At 59.6% G+C, this 15,823-nt stretch carries 12 protein-coding genes; 3 read left to right on the top strand and 9 right to left on the bottom strand.

Annotation, left to right across the window (positions count from 1 at the left end):
• Window positions 1-78: 78 nt before the first annotated feature.
• Window positions 79-1,086: a Gfo/Idh/MocA family protein gene (locus H0241_RS31325; RefSeq protein ID WP_181061628.1), complete on the bottom strand. Its 1,008-nt coding sequence runs from the start codon at window positions 1,084-1,086 to the stop codon at window positions 79-81.
• A gap of 388 nt (window positions 1,087-1,474) precedes the next feature.
• On the opposite strand from H0241_RS31325, the gene H0241_RS31320 reads away from it, so the two are divergent.
• The gene (locus tag H0241_RS31320; RefSeq protein WP_181061627.1) at window positions 1,475-3,070 is read left to right on the top strand and encodes a GMC family oxidoreductase; all 1,596 of its coding nucleotides are present in this window, start codon (window positions 1,475-1,477) and stop codon (window positions 3,068-3,070) included.
• A gap of 50 nt (window positions 3,071-3,120) precedes the next feature.
• On the opposite strand, the gene H0241_RS31315 is transcribed toward H0241_RS31320, so the two are convergent.
• Window positions 3,121-3,816 carry a hypothetical protein gene (locus tag H0241_RS31315; protein ID WP_235984576.1) on the bottom strand — a complete coding sequence of 232 codons (696 nt, stop codon included), beginning with the start codon at window positions 3,814-3,816 and terminating at the stop codon, window positions 3,121-3,123.
• Between the two features lie 154 nt (window positions 3,817-3,970).
• Here H0241_RS31315 and H0241_RS31310 point away from each other — a divergent pair, with 154 nt between their 5' ends.
• Both H0241_RS31310 and H0241_RS31305 read left to right on the top strand, forming a co-directional pair.
• Entirely contained in the window at window positions 3,971-5,137 is a 1,167-nt protein-coding gene (locus tag H0241_RS31310) for a Gfo/Idh/MocA family protein (protein WP_181061650.1), read from the top strand.
• A 41-nt stretch (window positions 5,138-5,178) separates the two neighbouring features.
• Entirely contained in the window at window positions 5,179-5,676 is a 498-nt protein-coding gene (locus tag H0241_RS31305) for a VOC family protein (RefSeq protein WP_181061625.1), read from the top strand.
• A 27-nt stretch (window positions 5,677-5,703) separates the two neighbouring features.
• Here H0241_RS31305 and H0241_RS31300 read toward each other — a convergent pair whose 3' ends face one another.
• The 7 genes from H0241_RS31300 to H0241_RS36280 all read right to left on the bottom strand — a co-directional run bounded on the left by H0241_RS31300 (window position 5,704) and on the right by H0241_RS36280 (window position 15,423).
• Window positions 5,704-7,167 (bottom strand): aldehyde dehydrogenase family protein, encoded by a 1,464-nt coding sequence (locus H0241_RS31300; RefSeq protein ID WP_181061624.1) that lies wholly within the window; start codon window positions 7,165-7,167, stop codon window positions 5,704-5,706.
• A gap of 160 nt (window positions 7,168-7,327) precedes the next feature.
• Window positions 7,328-8,602, bottom strand: a complete 1,275-nt coding sequence (locus tag H0241_RS31295; RefSeq protein ID WP_181061623.1) for an ABC transporter substrate-binding protein — start codon at window positions 8,600-8,602, stop codon at window positions 7,328-7,330.
• 274 nt (window positions 8,603-8,876) lie between these two features.
• Complete coding sequence (locus H0241_RS31290; protein ID WP_210285145.1) at window positions 8,877-10,433, bottom strand: GMC oxidoreductase; 1,557 nt, start codon at window positions 10,431-10,433, stop codon at window positions 8,877-8,879.
• A gap of 7 nt (window positions 10,434-10,440) precedes the next feature.
• Window positions 10,441-11,550, bottom strand: a complete 1,110-nt coding sequence (locus tag H0241_RS31285; RefSeq protein ID WP_181061621.1) for an ABC transporter ATP-binding protein — start codon at window positions 11,548-11,550, stop codon at window positions 10,441-10,443.
• 4 nt (window positions 11,551-11,554) lie between these two features.
• The gene (locus H0241_RS31280) at window positions 11,555-12,457 is read right to left on the bottom strand and encodes a carbohydrate ABC transporter permease (RefSeq protein WP_181061620.1); all 903 of its coding nucleotides are present in this window, start codon (window positions 12,455-12,457) and stop codon (window positions 11,555-11,557) included.
• Complete coding sequence (locus tag H0241_RS31275) at window positions 12,447-13,397, bottom strand: carbohydrate ABC transporter permease (protein WP_328824916.1); 951 nt, start codon at window positions 13,395-13,397, stop codon at window positions 12,447-12,449. The genes H0241_RS31280 and H0241_RS31275 overlap by 11 nt, the downstream gene beginning before the upstream one ends.
• 223 nt (window positions 13,398-13,620) lie before the next feature.
• The gene (locus H0241_RS36280; RefSeq protein ID WP_181061619.1) at window positions 13,621-15,423 is read right to left on the bottom strand and encodes a thiamine pyrophosphate-binding protein; all 1,803 of its coding nucleotides are present in this window, start codon (window positions 15,421-15,423) and stop codon (window positions 13,621-13,623) included.
• Window positions 15,424-15,823 lie beyond the last annotated feature (400 nt).

Below are 15,823 nucleotides of genomic sequence, written 5' to 3'. Positions count from 1 at the left end.
CGCCAATTTTCCTCCTGACGAGTGTGCCGGTCCGGGGCTATGGCTCAGCCCCGGATAGGTGTTCTGCACATGTTGCGACTAGAGCCGCACGGTGTTTCCGATTTCCATCGACTGCACTGCAGCCAGCGCCAAGCGCAGCGCATTCATGCCGTCCTCGCCAGTGACGGACGGCGCGCCGGTGCCGCGAACAGCCTTGACGAAATCGTCGATCGTCCGATCGTAGGGGACGAGATGCTCGACGCGAATTTCGTGCGTACCCCCGGCATCGCGCACTGTGACGCGCCCTTGCGGTTTCTGCCACAACACGTCCGCGCCATGGACTGATCCGTCCGTGCCGTGAATGTCGATTGCCGTCCCACCAAAGGGCACGAGGAACGTGTCATGGCAGCTGACGAGCAAGCGGCCGGGAAATTCCCAGATGGTCATGACATTGTCCTTGATGCCGTGCGGGGCACTCCCTGAAGTCAGGCCCATCGCCGTTACCGAAATCGGATCCGCGTCGAAATAGAAGCGCAGCAGATCCATGTCATGCACGGTCAAGTCGAGAACCACACCGGCGCCGGCCTTGGGGTCGTTCAGCCGCCAGCGAGCCAGATCGTCCGGCAGGTCGACGGTAAAGGACACCCGGGCCGAGGTGATATGACCCAATTGGCCCGACTTGATCAGATCCTTGATCGCGCGATGCGTCTCCATGTTGCGAAGATGATGATTGGTTGCAAGAACGACACCGGCCGCCCCGGCCGCGTCTATCATCGCCTGCGCGTCCTCCACCTTCAACGCCAGTGGCTTTTCACAAAGGATGTGCTTGCCGGCCTTGGCAGCGGCAATTGCCTCGTCGCGGTGCTTGTCGTTGGTCGTTGAAATATAGACGGCGTCAAGTTCGGGATCGGACAGAAATGCATCAAGGTCGGTGAAATTTCGCCGCAGACCCAAATCCTTTGCATAGGCCGCGGCGCGCTCCTTGTCCCGACTGTATACCGAGATCACCTCGCAGTCGGGATGCTTGCTGATCGACGTATGGAGCCACTGCTTGGCGATATTGCTGGCGCCAAGCAGGCCCCATCTCAGTTTTCCGTGCTTTGCCATTTCAAACTCCTTTTGGAAAAGACCAAGAGACCTGGGATCGATCTAAGGACGGGACGCAGGCTGTTTGTGCAGTCGCCAATCGCGACCCTTGCGTGCCGGCGAAGCCTCCGATTCCGATTCAGGAACGATGTTTCGACATGGGGATTCGGCCTCGATCACAACACCGCTGATATCGTGAACCGCATCCCGGATCATGGCTGTTCCCGTGCTGGAATAGCAATTGAGTTCAGCGCCCGTTGTTGCTATTAGATCGATCTAAGGCCTAGAGCGAAGTTTGTCAAATCCTCTCGGCCGACGGCGAGTTGCAAGGCGCCATTGGCCCGGGCACTCAAGTCTGATCAACATTGTAGAGGCCTATTGAGGGCCTACCAGGAATCGGGTTGCACGGATGACTTACGACTACATTATCGTCGGTGGCGGATCTGCGGGATGCGTCATCGCCAATCGCCTCAGCGCCGATCCGCAAGCACGTGTTCTCCTTCTTGAGGCCGGTGGGCCGGACAAGTCGCTGTTGATCCACTTCCCAGCCGGCTATTCGAAGCTCGTCGGGCCAAGGGTGAGTTGGGAGTTTCGAACCACGCCGCAAAAGAACGTCAACAATCGCGAGATGCATTACCCGCAAGGCATGACGCTTGGCGGGGGCAGTTCGATCAACGCGATGGTCTATATCCGCGGCAACAGCAATGACTACGATCAATGGGCAAAGCTCGGCAATGACGGCTGGGGATACGATGGCTGTCTGCCTTACTTTGTTCGCGCTGAGTCCAACCAGCGTTTTACCGCGCCTTACCATGGCAATGACGGACCTCTGGCGGTCTCCGATCAGGTCAGCCCTATTGCGCTGACCGACACGTTTGTTCGCGCCGCCCAGCAGGCCGGCCATCCCTTCACTGCCGATTTCAATGGCGCTCGGCAACATGGTGTCGGCTACTATCAGGTCACACAGCGCGATCGCCGGCGTGGCAGCGCTGCGGTATCGTACGTCCATCCTGTCCGTCATCGCACCAATCTGACGGTGATCACGCTGGCCAGGGCCTTGCGGGTCATCGTCGAGAATGGTCGTGCCACTGGCGTTGAGTATGTGGTCGGTTCATCAAGGGCGCCGAAGATTGCCTATGCCGACCGCGAAGTCGTTGTTTCCAGCGGCGCGATCGGTTCACCGCGCCTGTTGCTGCTTTCGGGGATCGGACACGCCGACAGCCTGTCGGCGCTCGGCATCAAACCGGTGCACGACCTCGGGGGCGTCGGCAAGAATCTGCAGGATCATCTCGATGTCTATGCCGTGGCGACCTTGAAGGAGCCGATCAGCTATGATGGGCAGGACCGACTGATCCCGATGATCCGGAATGGTATCCAGTACCTGTTGTACCGGACCGGACCGGTCACCTCCAATGTCTGCGAGGGCGGTGCCTTTCTGTCGACACAAGGCAATGACGGTTGGCCGGACAATCAGATGCATTTCCTGCCCGCCTACGTCGTCGACCATGGCCGCAAGAAGATTGCCGGTTCCGGCATGACGCTGAACACCGCCTATCTGCGACCCGAGGCCCGCGGCACCGTCACCCTGGCTTCAAACGACCCGCTTCAGCGGCCACTGATCGACCCCAATTTCCTCGGTGTCGATGAAGATCTGCGCCGGTCGATCGCTTGCTTCAAGCAATCACGCGAAATCTTTGCCCAGCCGGCGCTCGACCGGGTGATCGAGCGCGAATACATGCCCGGAAAGGACCTCAGGACCGACGCTCAGATCGCCGATTATGTGCGCGAATGGAGCAAGACCGACTACCACCCCGTCGGCACCTGCAAGATGGGCAACGACGAGATGGCTGTCGTCGATACACAATTGCGCGTGCGCGGGCTGGAGCGCTTGCGTGTGATCGATTCGTCGATCATGCCGACGCTGGTCAGTGGCAACACCAATGCCCCATCGATCATGATCGGCGAGAAGGGCGCGGCGATCATGATCGCCGGAAAGGTCGTTTGACCAACGCGGCGCCCCGGCATCTGGTGTGCCGGGGCGCCCGATGAGACATGTCAGGGGTGCAGTTCGACGGCGAGCCATATGGCATCGGTATCCGAGAAATAGCGATGCCACGGATAAGTCCACTCGTTCTTTCCCGTCACCAGGCAGAACGCTTCATGCGTGTAGCCAGGCGACATGATGACGTCCTCGTAGATCGTCTTCGAATCGCGCTCGCGAAACTTCTGCATCCTGCCAAAGCCGTGAATCTGGGTGTGTGTTTCCAGGAAGGGATGTTCGTTGTGGATGAAGCCGTCGGTCTGGGCCGGCGCCCACCAAAGCTTCAGCTTGAGTTCGAAGGCTTGCAGCGAACCGCCTGCGGTGCTCTCTCGCGTGAAATCAGACGGACACGCTTCTACGACACCGATGCTGTCGATCGCCGAAACATAGAGCGGGTTCTGCCGGGGAAAGCCGGCGTAGACATCGCCGAACCACGTCCAGCCGCGGTGCATGACCCCACCGAGGTTCTCGGTATTGTCGATCCTGAGCACGGCAATACGATCCGCCTTGAGCACCTTCTTGTCCAAGACTGTCGTTGACCTCCAGGGCTGAATTGGCGCGTTCACAACGCCTTCGATCCAGATGGTCCGCGGGCTGAGATTGACCACGATGCCACGAACATCGAGGGCTTCGACATTCTCGTACAGAACCGCCGAGATGTGTTTGTCAGCGAATTTGAGCGGGCGTGATCGGTTTTTTTCGATGGTCAAGGCATTCTCCAGCATGGTCAGAAAAGATGCCTTGACGTTTAAATTAGATCGATGCAATTTTCAACTCACTTCTCGTATATGTGACGGCGCTTGTTGCATTCGAGCAGGCGAAATCGCTTCTCGTAGCGCGTTACACCAGGATCAGGAGACGATGATGAAGCAGGTGGTGGTGGCGGTGCTTGGCGCATGCGGGTGGATGGGGCGGGTGCACTCCAACGCCTATGCCGCAATGATGCGACAGTTTCCCAGGCTTGGCGCCGAGGTGGTGATCAAATGGCTGGTCGACGACAATGAAGCTGGCGCGCACGAGGCGGCGCGGCTTCTCGGTGTGGCACGCGTCGGCCGGGACTGGCGCGAGGCAGTCGCTGATCCCGATGTCGACCTGATCGACATCTGCCTGCCAGACGCACTGCATTTCGAGGTTGCCAAGGCGGCGCTGCAGAACGGCAAGCATGTCTATTGCGAAAAGCCGTTCACGGACACCGGTGCCGAGGCCGACGAACTGGTAGCGCTGGCGCAAAGGACGGGAGTCATCACACGCGTCGGCCACAGCTTTCCCGTCAATCCGGTTCACCAGCTGGCGCGGGAGATCATTCGGTCAGGAGAGATCGGGGACATCACCATGTTCCGTGGCACGCAACACGTCGACAGCCATGGCGATCCACGGGCCCCTTTCATCTGGCGCCTTGACGGCGAACTCGCCAGGACAGGGATCGTCGGGGACACCGGCTCGCATGTGTTCAGCTTCATGGACTATCTGATCGGAGAGGTCGACGAACTGGTCGCGCATTGTCCGATCGTTTTCGGCGAGCGTCCGGACGTACCTGGAGCCACATACGGAGGGCAGGCTCCGGCGTTGGAGACTGGCAGGACTCGAAAGGTGACCAATCCGGATGCCGGCTTCCTCATCTGTCGCTTCAAGGGGGGCGCCATTGGCACAATCGACTTCAGCCGGATTGCCACCGGTAAGAGATTCACGCAGCGCTATGAGATCTACGGAACCAAGGGCTCGATCACCTATGACTACGATCAAATCACGCGGCTAAACCTGTTCAAGCTCAGCGACACGCCGGGCCAGCAAGGATTCCGCGCCATTGATGTTGGGCCGGAGCATGCCGACTACCGGAGCTTCCTGCCATTGCCAAATTTTGGCCTGGGCTACAACGAGATCAAGATGCTTGAAGCAAGCAAGGTCATCGCATCGATCGTGTCTGGCGCTCCCGCATGGCCTACATTTGGGGACGCGAAACGCATCGTCGCTCTCGTCGATGCATGCATGGCCTCTCATGCATCGCGTCAATGGGAGACCGTGCGAAACTGATCGCAGCGCGTTGAGTCCACATATCGCAACGGAGAGAATCGATGTCGTCACCCGCCAACCCGATCCCGCTCGTCGGCCTGGATCACGTGGTCTTTCTCGTCGACGACATGAAAGCAGCACTCGCTTTCTATCAAGGCGTTCTCGGCTGCCAGCCTGGCTACGCCTACCCGGATCTGGGTATGGAGCAACTATGGTGCGGCGCTTCTCTCATTGTTCTGTGGGACACGACCAATCCCGGTGGCCATGATGCGATCCCACCAGTTGTCGGTGGCCGCAATGTCGATCATGTTTGCATCGCTTGTGGCCCACTGGACCATGACACGGTGCGCAAACACCTCGTCCATCATGGTGTGCAAATCGAACGGGAGGCGTTCCATGGCGGCGCTCGCGGGATGGGGCATTCGTTCTACATCTTCGACCCATTCGGCAACAAGATCGAGATCAAGGGCCCGCCCGTCTATCCCGATGGTCGGCGCCAGGCACAGAGCCAAAATACGAAGGGTTTGGTTCTCGAAGACATCGATCTGCGCTCGAGCTGAGAACGACCAGACCCACATCGTGTTGGTTCAGCGCTGTCCTCGCACCCACCAGGCCTGACGGCCACCGAAATGAAACTGAACTGTTTTCAGTTCGGTGAATTCCTCGACACCGGCGCGGCCGTTCTCCCGTCCGATTCCACTTTGCTTGTATCCGCCGAACGGAAGCTCGGCCGGTCCCGAGGAATAGGTATTGACCCAGACCGTACCGGCCTGGAGCCGGCGTGTCATCGCGACGGCGCGTTCGTAATCCGATGTCCATACCGCGGCCGAGAGACCAAAATCCGTCTGATTGGCGATGGCGACAGCTTCGGCGGGGGTGTCGAACGGGATCACCGAGAGCACTGGTCCAAAGATCTCGCTGTTGGCCACCTCCATTTGCGGATCCACACCTGTCAGGATGGAGGGATAGACGTAGAGACCGGCATCCGACGGCGCCCTTCCCTCGCCGAGCAGCACGCCGGCTCCACCTTCCCTGGCTCGCGACACGAAACCGACGATCTTGTCGAGTTGAGCCGGGCTGATGATCGCTCCGATCTGTGCCTCCGGGTCAAGCGGATCGCCGACCTTGACGGACTGGGCCCGCTTCGACACGCGCTGCACGAGCTCGTCATGGATACTGCGTTCGACAAGCAGCCGGGCGCCACAGTTGCAGCTCTCTCCAGCGTTCTTGAATGCCCCTTCGATGATCGCGTCTGCCGCCTCTTCGAGGTTTGCATCGGCAAACACAATCTGGGCGTTCTTGCCGCCAAGTTCGAGCGACACTTTCTTCAACTGCTGCGCGGAGGATTGCACCGCGATCTTGCCGACGGCGGTCGATCCTGTGAAGGAAATCATATCGACGCCCGGATGGTCGAGCATGCGCTGGCCCGCCGGGCGGCCGTGACCAGTGACGATGTTGACGACCCCGTCGGGCAGCCCTGCTTCCATCAGCAGTTCACCCAGGATCAGGGTCGTTCCAGGCGTGAATTCGCTTGGCTTTACGATTGCCGTGCAACCTGCGGCGAGCGCGAAGGGCAATTTCTGCGAAATGATCAGCAATGGGAAATTCCACGGCGTGATGATCGACACCACCCCGATCGGCTCTCGCATGACATTGGCGATCAGGTTCGGCCCGAGGTTGTTGTGGCTGTCGCCGTGCAATGTTCGCGCCACGCCGGCGCAATAGTCCCAGAGATTTGCCGACCAATCCATTTCGGCGCGAGCCTGGGAAATTACCTTGCCGCTTTCCAGCGTCTCGATCAGTGCAATCCGATCGGCATTCTTTCGGATCAGCTCTGCGGTGCTCGTCAGAATGCGTGCTCGATCTTCTGCCGCCATGTAGGGCCATTCACCCGTTTCGAAGGCTGAGCGAGCGGCAGCCACCGCGCGGTCAACGTCCTCGGCGCCGGCTTCGGGATAGATGCCTACTTCCATTCCATTGCCTGGGGAGGATCGCGAGAACGTTTGACCGCCAGCAGCGTCGACCCATTTGCCGCCGATCAACATTTTCATCCTGTGCGGTCGCTCAGGCAGATCGGGCCGAATGAATGGGCGTATTCGTAGCGGATGTATCGGGACTGTCACGGGGCGCCCTGCAAGTTTTTTGTACACTTCGAATGCAACGAAATACCGGAGGACGGGAATGCTCCCGCCCCCCGGTTTTGCTACGCCGTCAAAGACCGGCCAGACCCGACTTCAGCTGAGCGACGGCTGCCGCCGACGTCATCGCCGGATTGTTCGCGAAGGACGTGATAACGTCTTCGAACACACCGCGTACTTCACGCGACTGCGCATGGTTCTGCGCCAGGGAAGGCAGGACATTGCCCTTTTCGGCCGCCGCGGCACGGTCGGCGATTGCGGCTTGCCCGCATTCGTCAAACGCCTTGGGATCGATGTCTATCCGGGCCGGTATTGAGCCCTTGCGGATGTTAAACTCCGTCTGGACCTTTGGATCCATCGTGAGGCGAGCCATCTCGGACTGAGCCTTCTTCGCCGCTTCGTCCTTGACTGGGAAGAAGCCCCAGAAATCGGCCAGAAAGACATAGGTCCCTTCGGTGCCGGGAGCAGGTGAGCAGACATAGTCCACGTTGGCCTTCTTGCCAGCCACACTGAATTCGCCCTTTGCCCAGTCTCCCATGAACTGGAACGCAGCCTGGTCCTCGATCACCATTGCAGTCGCGAGATTCCAATCCCGGTTTGCTGCGTTGGTGTCGGCGTAACCCAGCACTTTGCGGAACATGTCGAATGTCTTCACCATCGAGTCGCCCTCCAGAGACTCTGCATCCAGTTTCTCGAGGGCCTTCTTGTGGAATTCCGGCCCGCCAACGGAAATCAGGATATCTTCCCAGAGCATGAACTCCTGCCAGGGCTGGCCGCCATGGGCGAGAGGCTGCACCCCGTCCGCCTTCATCTTGTCGGCAAGCGCAAACCAATCGTCCCAGGTCGCCGGCACCTTGCCGCCGTAGCGATCGATGATCTTTTTGCTTGTCCACATCCAATTGTGACGGTGTTCATTGAACGGCACGCCGACATAGACACCGTTGTATTTGGCGAATGCCTGCAATTCCGGCGCCATGACAGCGTCCCAGTTCTGCGCCTTTGCGACTTCGGACAGGTCACCAAGCAGGCCTTCTTCCGAATAGCTGCGTATCTGTTGGCCGTGCATCTGCATCGCAGCTGGCGGATTTCCGGAGGCCACGCGAGCCTGCAGAACTTGAAGCGCGTTGGTTCCGGAGCCACCTGCGATCGCAGAATCCTCCCAGGCGATCCCGTCCGACTTCAGGGCGTCTTTCAGGACACTCAAGGCGTTCGCTTCACCGCCCGATGTCCACCAATGCATCACTTCGACCTTGCCATCGGCGAACGCGGCGTTGACCGAGCCCAGGGCAAATACGGATGCGACTACCAATCCGCGCATCATCTTTCCATTGATACTCATTGACTTCATTGCAGTCTCCCATTGTTACCGTCCCCCACGTCGTCAGCGGCCCGGACGGACAGCCACTGAGCCGCCTTATGCGGCCACGTATTCATAGCTCGAATTAGATCGATCTAATGCCGAGGTGAAAAGAAGTCGCGTTTTTTGCGATTTGTCCATGCAAGACTACTTGTCTCCCCCTTGCGCGCAGGGCGAATGCCTGTTGGAGACGTCCACAATTCGAGTGCTGGGTCGGATTTTCATGGCCAGGCTCTCCGGCTTCGCGTCGACGATAACATGCGTATTAGATCGATACAATAGACTCGCGGGAACGGTCATTTCCGATCCCGAAATCTTCGGCAAGCATGTGGTCCGCGACGCGCAGGGCCTGGGCTGCGATCGTCAGCGACGGATTGACCGCCGCCGAAGACGGAAAGAAGGAGCCGTCAACGACGAACAGATTTGGATGATCATAGGTCCGGCAGAATGCATCCAGCGCCGCTTGCTTCGGATCGCTGCCCATCCTGACCGTGCCGCATTGATGGGATGTGGTGCGAGCCCCCAGCATTTCACTCAGCACCAGTGGGTAGCCCAGCGAGCGCATCAAGCCACGTATCCGCTTGACCAATTCCTTATGTGAGCGAAGGTTCGTGACTTTCCTGTCGAGCCTGATCGAGCCGTCCGCCCCAACGGAAACCCTGCTGTCGGGATGCGGCAAGTCCTCGGATTGCAGATACCAATCGACGCTGCGATCGGCGACTGCCTGACGCAGCCGCGGCGGCAACATCGGCGTGCGGTGCGCAAGCATAGGGCCATGCAGCTTGCCGATCATCTGCACATTGCCCATCGGATGAGGATAGTGCTCATCGCCGAAATAGAAGTCGTTGACGCCGAAGCTCTTTTGAAAGACCGTTCCTGTCTTCTTCAAACCAACCGCCATCACCACCGACGAGTTGTGGGCCATGTAGTGGCGTCCAACCACGCCCGAGGAATTGGCGAGGCCGCGCGGCGATCGCCCACCCGCCGAGTGCAGCAGCAGGGCCGCCGAATTGATGGCGCCAGCCGAGACGACAAAGACCTCCGCACGCAGCGAGAACTCCTGGCCGTTGCGAAGCCCGACGATGCGGCTGATCTTGTTGCTCGCAGGATCAAGCTCAAGGCGCGTTACCATGCTGTTGTCGAGCAGGGTCACGTTTCGGTGCGCAATTGCCGGGCGGACCAGCGCCAACTCTGCGTCCAACTTGGCGCCAACCAGGCAGGGATAGCCATCGCATGTCCCGCACCGCACGCAAGCACCGCCGGAATGACGCTGCAGCACCAGTGGCAAGGAGAACGGCCGCAGACTGCGGTCCCTCAACTGGTAGATGAGCTGCTCGATCGGCCGGTCGTGATCGACCGCGCCGAACGGCAATTGCGATGTCTGCGGCGGTTCTGTCGGGTCGACGCCAGGATGTCCATGCACCCCGAAAAGCCGCTCGGCCTGGCCATAGTAGGGTTCCAGATCCTGGTATCCGATCGGCCAGGCCGGAGAGAGCCCGTCTGGATATTCGATCTCCTGGAAATCGCGCTCGCGCAGCCTCATCATGACGCCGCCAAACAGCTTGGTGGCACCGCCGACGAAGTAGTAGGATGCCGGCTTGATCGGCTTGCCGCCATCGAACGACCAGCGCTCGTCGGGTGACTGATACCGCTGGCGCCGGAAGACTTCATCGGCATCCCAATTCTCTGCCTCGCGCGGCAGGAATGTCCCGCGCTCGACCAGGGCAATGGAGAGGCCGGAGGACGCCAGCCGCAGTGCGGTGGCGCCGCCGCCGACACCGCTGCCGACGACAATCACATCGAAGTCTCGCTGCTCGCGCACTGCGGCCTCAGGCGATGCGCTGTTCGGATTGCGGATCGAACAGCAGCGCCTTGCTGGTGTCGATGCTGAACGCCATCGACTTTCCGGGAGCACCGGCGCCGGGTCGCAGCCGCGCGATCGCATCGATCCCGCCCAGACTGATGATCGCCAGATTGTCAGAGCCGGTCGGCTCGACCACCTCGACCCTAGCATCGAATGCATAGGGGGTTGCCCCATCATAGTGGATGCCCGGTTCCGTGATGATTTCGGGTCTCGCTCCAAGGATGATCTTGCTATCGAAGTACGGCGCCATGGCCGGGGTTGCACGCCCCATTGGAATTACCAGCTTGGTGCCACTCTCAAGTGTGGTTTCGACGGCCACCTGGCCGCCATTTTCGCGCAATGTCCCGGGAATGAGGTTCATCGGCGGCGAGCCGATGAAGCTCGCGACATACAGGTTTTGGGGTCGATCGTAGATCTCCTGCGGCGATCCAACTTGTTGAATTCGCGCCTGGCGCATGACGACGACCTTGGTGGCCAGCGTCATCGCCTCGATCTGATCGTGCGTCACGTAGACGATCGTCACACCGAGCTTCTTGTGAAGCTTTTTGATTTCGGTTCTCATTTCGACCCGCAACTTGGCGTCGAGGTTGGAAAGCGGCTCGTCGAACAGGAATACCTTCGGATCGCGTACCAGCGCACGTCCCATGGCGACGCGCTGGCGCTGCCCACCCGAGAGCTGGCTGGGCCTTCGGTCCAGCAATGATTCGAGCTGGAGCATCTTGGCGACGCGGCCAACGGACTCGACCTGCTGCGCCTTCGGCACCTTCCTGACCCTCATGCCGAAGCAGATGTTTTCGCGAACTGTCATGCTCGGATAGAGCGCGTAGGACTGGAATACCATGGCGATGTCGCGATCTTTCGGATCGCGGTCGTTCACCACTTCCCCATCGATCCGGATCAGCCCCTCGGTTACGGTTTCCAATCCCGCGATCATGTTCAGCAGCGTCGATTTTCCGCATCCCGAAGGTCCGAGAAGCACCAGAAATTCGCCAGAGTCCGCCTCGATGTTTACGTTATCCAGCGCCTGATACCCGCCGAAACGTTTGGAGATGTCCTTGATCGTAAGGGAAGACATGGCACTAACCTTTCACGGAACCAGCGACCAGGCCGCGGATGAAGTAGCGCCCGGCAAAGACGTAGATAATCAGGGTGGGCAGAGCGGCCATGATCGCTGCCGCCATCTGGACGTTGTATGGGCGCTCGCCGGTCGACGTGTTTACGATGTTGTTGAGAGCGACCATGATCGGCGCGTTGCGTCCGTAAGTGAATGACGCGCCGAACAGGAAGTCGTTCCAGATGTTGGTGAACTGCCAGATGACCGAGACGATGGCGATCGGCGCCGAGATCGGCAGCAGGATGTGGTAAAAGATCCGGAAGAAGCCGGCTCCGTCGACGCGCGCTGCCTTCACCAGATCCTGTGGAATGGAAACGTAATAGTTGCGGAAGAAAAGCGTGGTGAACGGCAGGCCATAGATGACATGGATCAGGATCAGGCCCCACAGGCTGCCTGAAAGCCCCAGCTTTCCGAGCACCGTCGCCATCGGGATGAGGATCGCCTGATATGGCGTGAAGCAGCCGAACATGATGAGGCCGAAGACAAGACGATGTCCCGGGAAATTGAACTTGGTCAATGCAAACCCGTTCAACGATCCAAGCAGCGTCGAGACGGTCACCGCCGGCAGCACCATCAGGAAGGTGTTGGCGTAGAATCCTCTAATTCCCGGACAGTCGACGCCGACGCAGGCCTCCATCCAGGCTACCCGCCACGGCTCCAAAGTCGGGTTGCGCGGCAGCGATATCAAATTGCCTTCGCGAATTTCGGACATGTCCTTGAGCGATGTCACGATCATCACGAACAAAGGCATCAGATAGTAGAACGCGAACAGGATCAGGATGCCGTAGATGAATATCCGGCCGAGAAGCCGGGACAATCCAGCTCCACGCTCGCTCTTGGGCGCGGCCAAGGTCGCTTCAGCGCTCATTGCGGGCCTCCCGACGCAGTTCCGAATAGATGTAGGGGACCATCACTGCCGCAATCGTCATGAAGATCATCATCCCGCTGGCCGCGGCGAGTGCCATGCGGTTCCGGCTGAAGGCGAACTGGTACATGAAAGTCGCTGGCAGATCGGACGAGAACCCGGGACCTCCACCGGTGAGCGATACGACGAGGTCGAACGACCGGACCGCCTGGTAGGTCAGGATCACAACCACGGTCAGGAAGACCGGCCGCAGCATCGGAATGATGACCGCGCGATAGATCAGCCAGGGCCCGGCGCCATCGATCCGCGCTGCCTTGATGATTTCCTGATCGACCCCGCGCAGACCTGCGAGAAAGATTGCCATGGCAAAGCCTGAACTCTGCCAGACGGCGGCAATGACCAGCGTGTAGACCGACATGTTGGGGTTGACGACCCAGTCGAACGAGAAGGTTGCCCATCCCAGATCGCGAACCAGTTTCTCGATGCCCAGGCCAGGATTGAGAATCCACTTCCAGGCGGTTCCGGTGACGATGAAGGAAATCGCCATCGGATAAAGGTAGATCGAGCGAATGACATTTTCGGCGCGGATGCGCTGGTCGAGAAAGATGGCGAGCAACAGTCCAAGCCCGACAGACAGCGAAATGAACAGACCGGCGAAGATCGCGAGATTGCTGACTGCGACGTGCCAGCGATCCATCGACCAGAGTGCAAAATATTGCTCAAGCCCGACGAAGTCATATTTCGGCGCCAGTTTCGACGACGTCATCGAAATCACCAGGGACCAAATCGCAAAACCGTAGACGAAAACGCTGAGGATGAGCAGGGACGGCGACAGCACGATCAGCGACATCATCCGCGCCAAACCAACCCTGAAGCGGCCCGGCCGCTTTTCGGTTCGCGCAGCGTCGGCACCGCCATACAATTCGGCCAGTATCCCTGCCATCGTGATCTCCCATCTGCCTTTGACAGGCGCTATTAGATCGATCCATTATTTGCCCGGCGTTCCCCTGCCGGATCTCGTCTTATCGTCAAGGCCCAGTCGCGTCGATGCCGCCGGACTGAGCAGCGTCCGCCTTCTGTAGAGGAATGCCGGTGCGCGGGGGCCTTGTTCCCGCGCACCGGCGAGGCCGTCGTCTCAGGGAGGAGAGAAGCGACGGATATGTGAACTAGAGATGCTGCTCGAGAGCACGTCCCGCCTGGTACTCGGCCTGCTCCTTTTCGTAGTATTCGGGCGAAGGGAAATCCCACCATCCGGTGACAAACGGTCCGGCCGCGTCCCGTGCAGTTGTAACCTCGACGAGGGCAGGACCGCCGGAAGCGAGTGCCCGCTCCAGCGCCGGGCGCAGGTCGTCGGCTTCATTCACCTTCCAGGATGGTAGCCCAAAATTTTTGGCTATCTCGGAAAGATCGGCCGTATAGGGCTCGCCGTTGCCCTTGTGGTAGTTGAACTCACTGGCAAGGTGACGGCCAAGAAATTTGCGTTGTCCGCCACGGATCGACATGTAGCCACGGTTGTTCTGAACCAGGAACACGGCGCCGATATCATTCATGACGGCGGTCGCCATTTCTGGGAGCGACATCATGAAGTCGCCGTCGCCCATGACCGCGACCACCTGGCGATCTGGTTGAGCGAGCTTGGCGCCAAGGGCTGCCGGCAGCACCCATCCCATCGGTGAGAACGAGCCGGACGTGATATGCGTGCGCGGTTGATAGACCGGGAAAGTCTGCTTGACCGCACCTTGCGTGTTGCCGGAACCCGCAAGCACGATCCCATCGCGATCCATCACCTTGCGCAATTCGCCTAGCGGAGACTGCGAGGTGAATGGCGCCTCACGTGAGTCTCGGCGCGGCGCCAGCATCCGTTCCCACTCGGACTTGCTGGCCTGAATCCGTGCAAAATAGTCCTGCCGTCTGTCGAGGCAACGCCGCGACTGCTGATCGGAGATCAGTGCAAGAATTGCCTCCAGGGTCGCCCGCGCGTCGGCGACGATGCCTACCTCGACTGGATAGTTCTTTCCGATTTCGTGGTGATCGATGTCGACGTGGATCAGCTTTGCCGGAGGGATCGATAGACTTGCGCCCTTGCGATAGCTCGACGCAGACCAGTCGGTGAACCGGCAGCCGACCGACATCACCACATCGGCTCCGGCGGTTATCTGATTGCCGCAGGACGTGCCCGTTTGACCGATTGCGCCGATGCTGAGCGCATGGTCTTCGGGGATTGCGCCCTTGCCGTTCCACGTGGTGGAGACGGCTGCGCCGACCTTGGCGGCGAGCTTGCTCAAGACATCCGAGGCATCTGCAGTGATCACGCCCCCGCCGGCCAGGATGACAGGACGTTCCGCCGCAAGCAGAAGCGCTGCCGCGCGCTCGACGGCGACAGGATCAGGATAGGCGACGCCTGTGGCGATGCGAAACTCGAGCGGATGGATCGACACGTCGGCGGCCTCGGTCTGCAGGTCCATCGGCACCTCGACATGGACCGGACCTTGCCGTCCCGACAGCATGGTGTTGAAGGCCCGGTGCATGATGAAGGGAAGCTCATCCACCCGCCCCGCCTTGTAGGCCCGCTTGGTAACCTGCTCGGTAATGCGGGGAAAAGCATTCTCCTGCTGACGCTCGATCTCCTGCATCACCCCATGGCCCTTCATGTGGGTTGCGGGTCCGCCGGAAACATAGAAGACCGGGACGGAGTCCGTGTAGCAGGTGGCAAGCCCGATGATGGTGTTCGCTGCGCCCGGTCCGATCGACGTGGAGCAGGCCATGACTTTCCCACTTGCCCTGTAGTAGCCGTCGGCAAGATGGACCGCGCTTTGTTCGTGCATCACCTGAATGAAGGGGATGTTCGATTCCTTCTCAAGAAAGGCGTCGAACAGCGACCATATCCCGTGACCGGGAATGCCCGAAACATACTCAACGCCATAGGCCTTGAGGGCCTGCGCAACAATCTGGCCACCGGTAAGTCGCACCTTTGTTCCCCGTGCTTATTGTGTAATTAGATCGATCTAACTAACCTGGGATGATTTTGCAATAGTTTTTTTCAGGACCTCGACCCATGGCTCAAATTGCAGCCTGAGACGACTATCGTCGCGAAGCGACCGACCTGCTCGAGCGTTGCTTGCCAACGGCCGCCGGTGTGCCGATCCCCGGCCAGTCAGTGATAGTAGATGTCCAGTCGGGTCAGATCATATGCCGATTGCGCAATTGCCTTGAGAATGCTTCCGCGCTTGCCGGACGATCGGGCCGCGGCCTGTTTGGTGAATCTGACGGCGTAGCTTGCACCACGTTTGTCCACCAGGCGCCGCGCAATTCCATGAACCCTCGCCAGATACCGCGACCGTTCTGACGCCCTGTCGACAAACGATCGAA

Origin of the sequence: Mesorhizobium neociceri (assembly GCF_013520985.1) — a bacterium.
Taxonomy (GTDB): Bacteria; Pseudomonadota; Alphaproteobacteria; order Rhizobiales; family Rhizobiaceae; genus Mesorhizobium; species Mesorhizobium neociceri.
The sequence above is the reverse complement of the archived record's forward strand: the minus strand, read 5'-3'. Positions and strand labels throughout refer to the sequence as shown.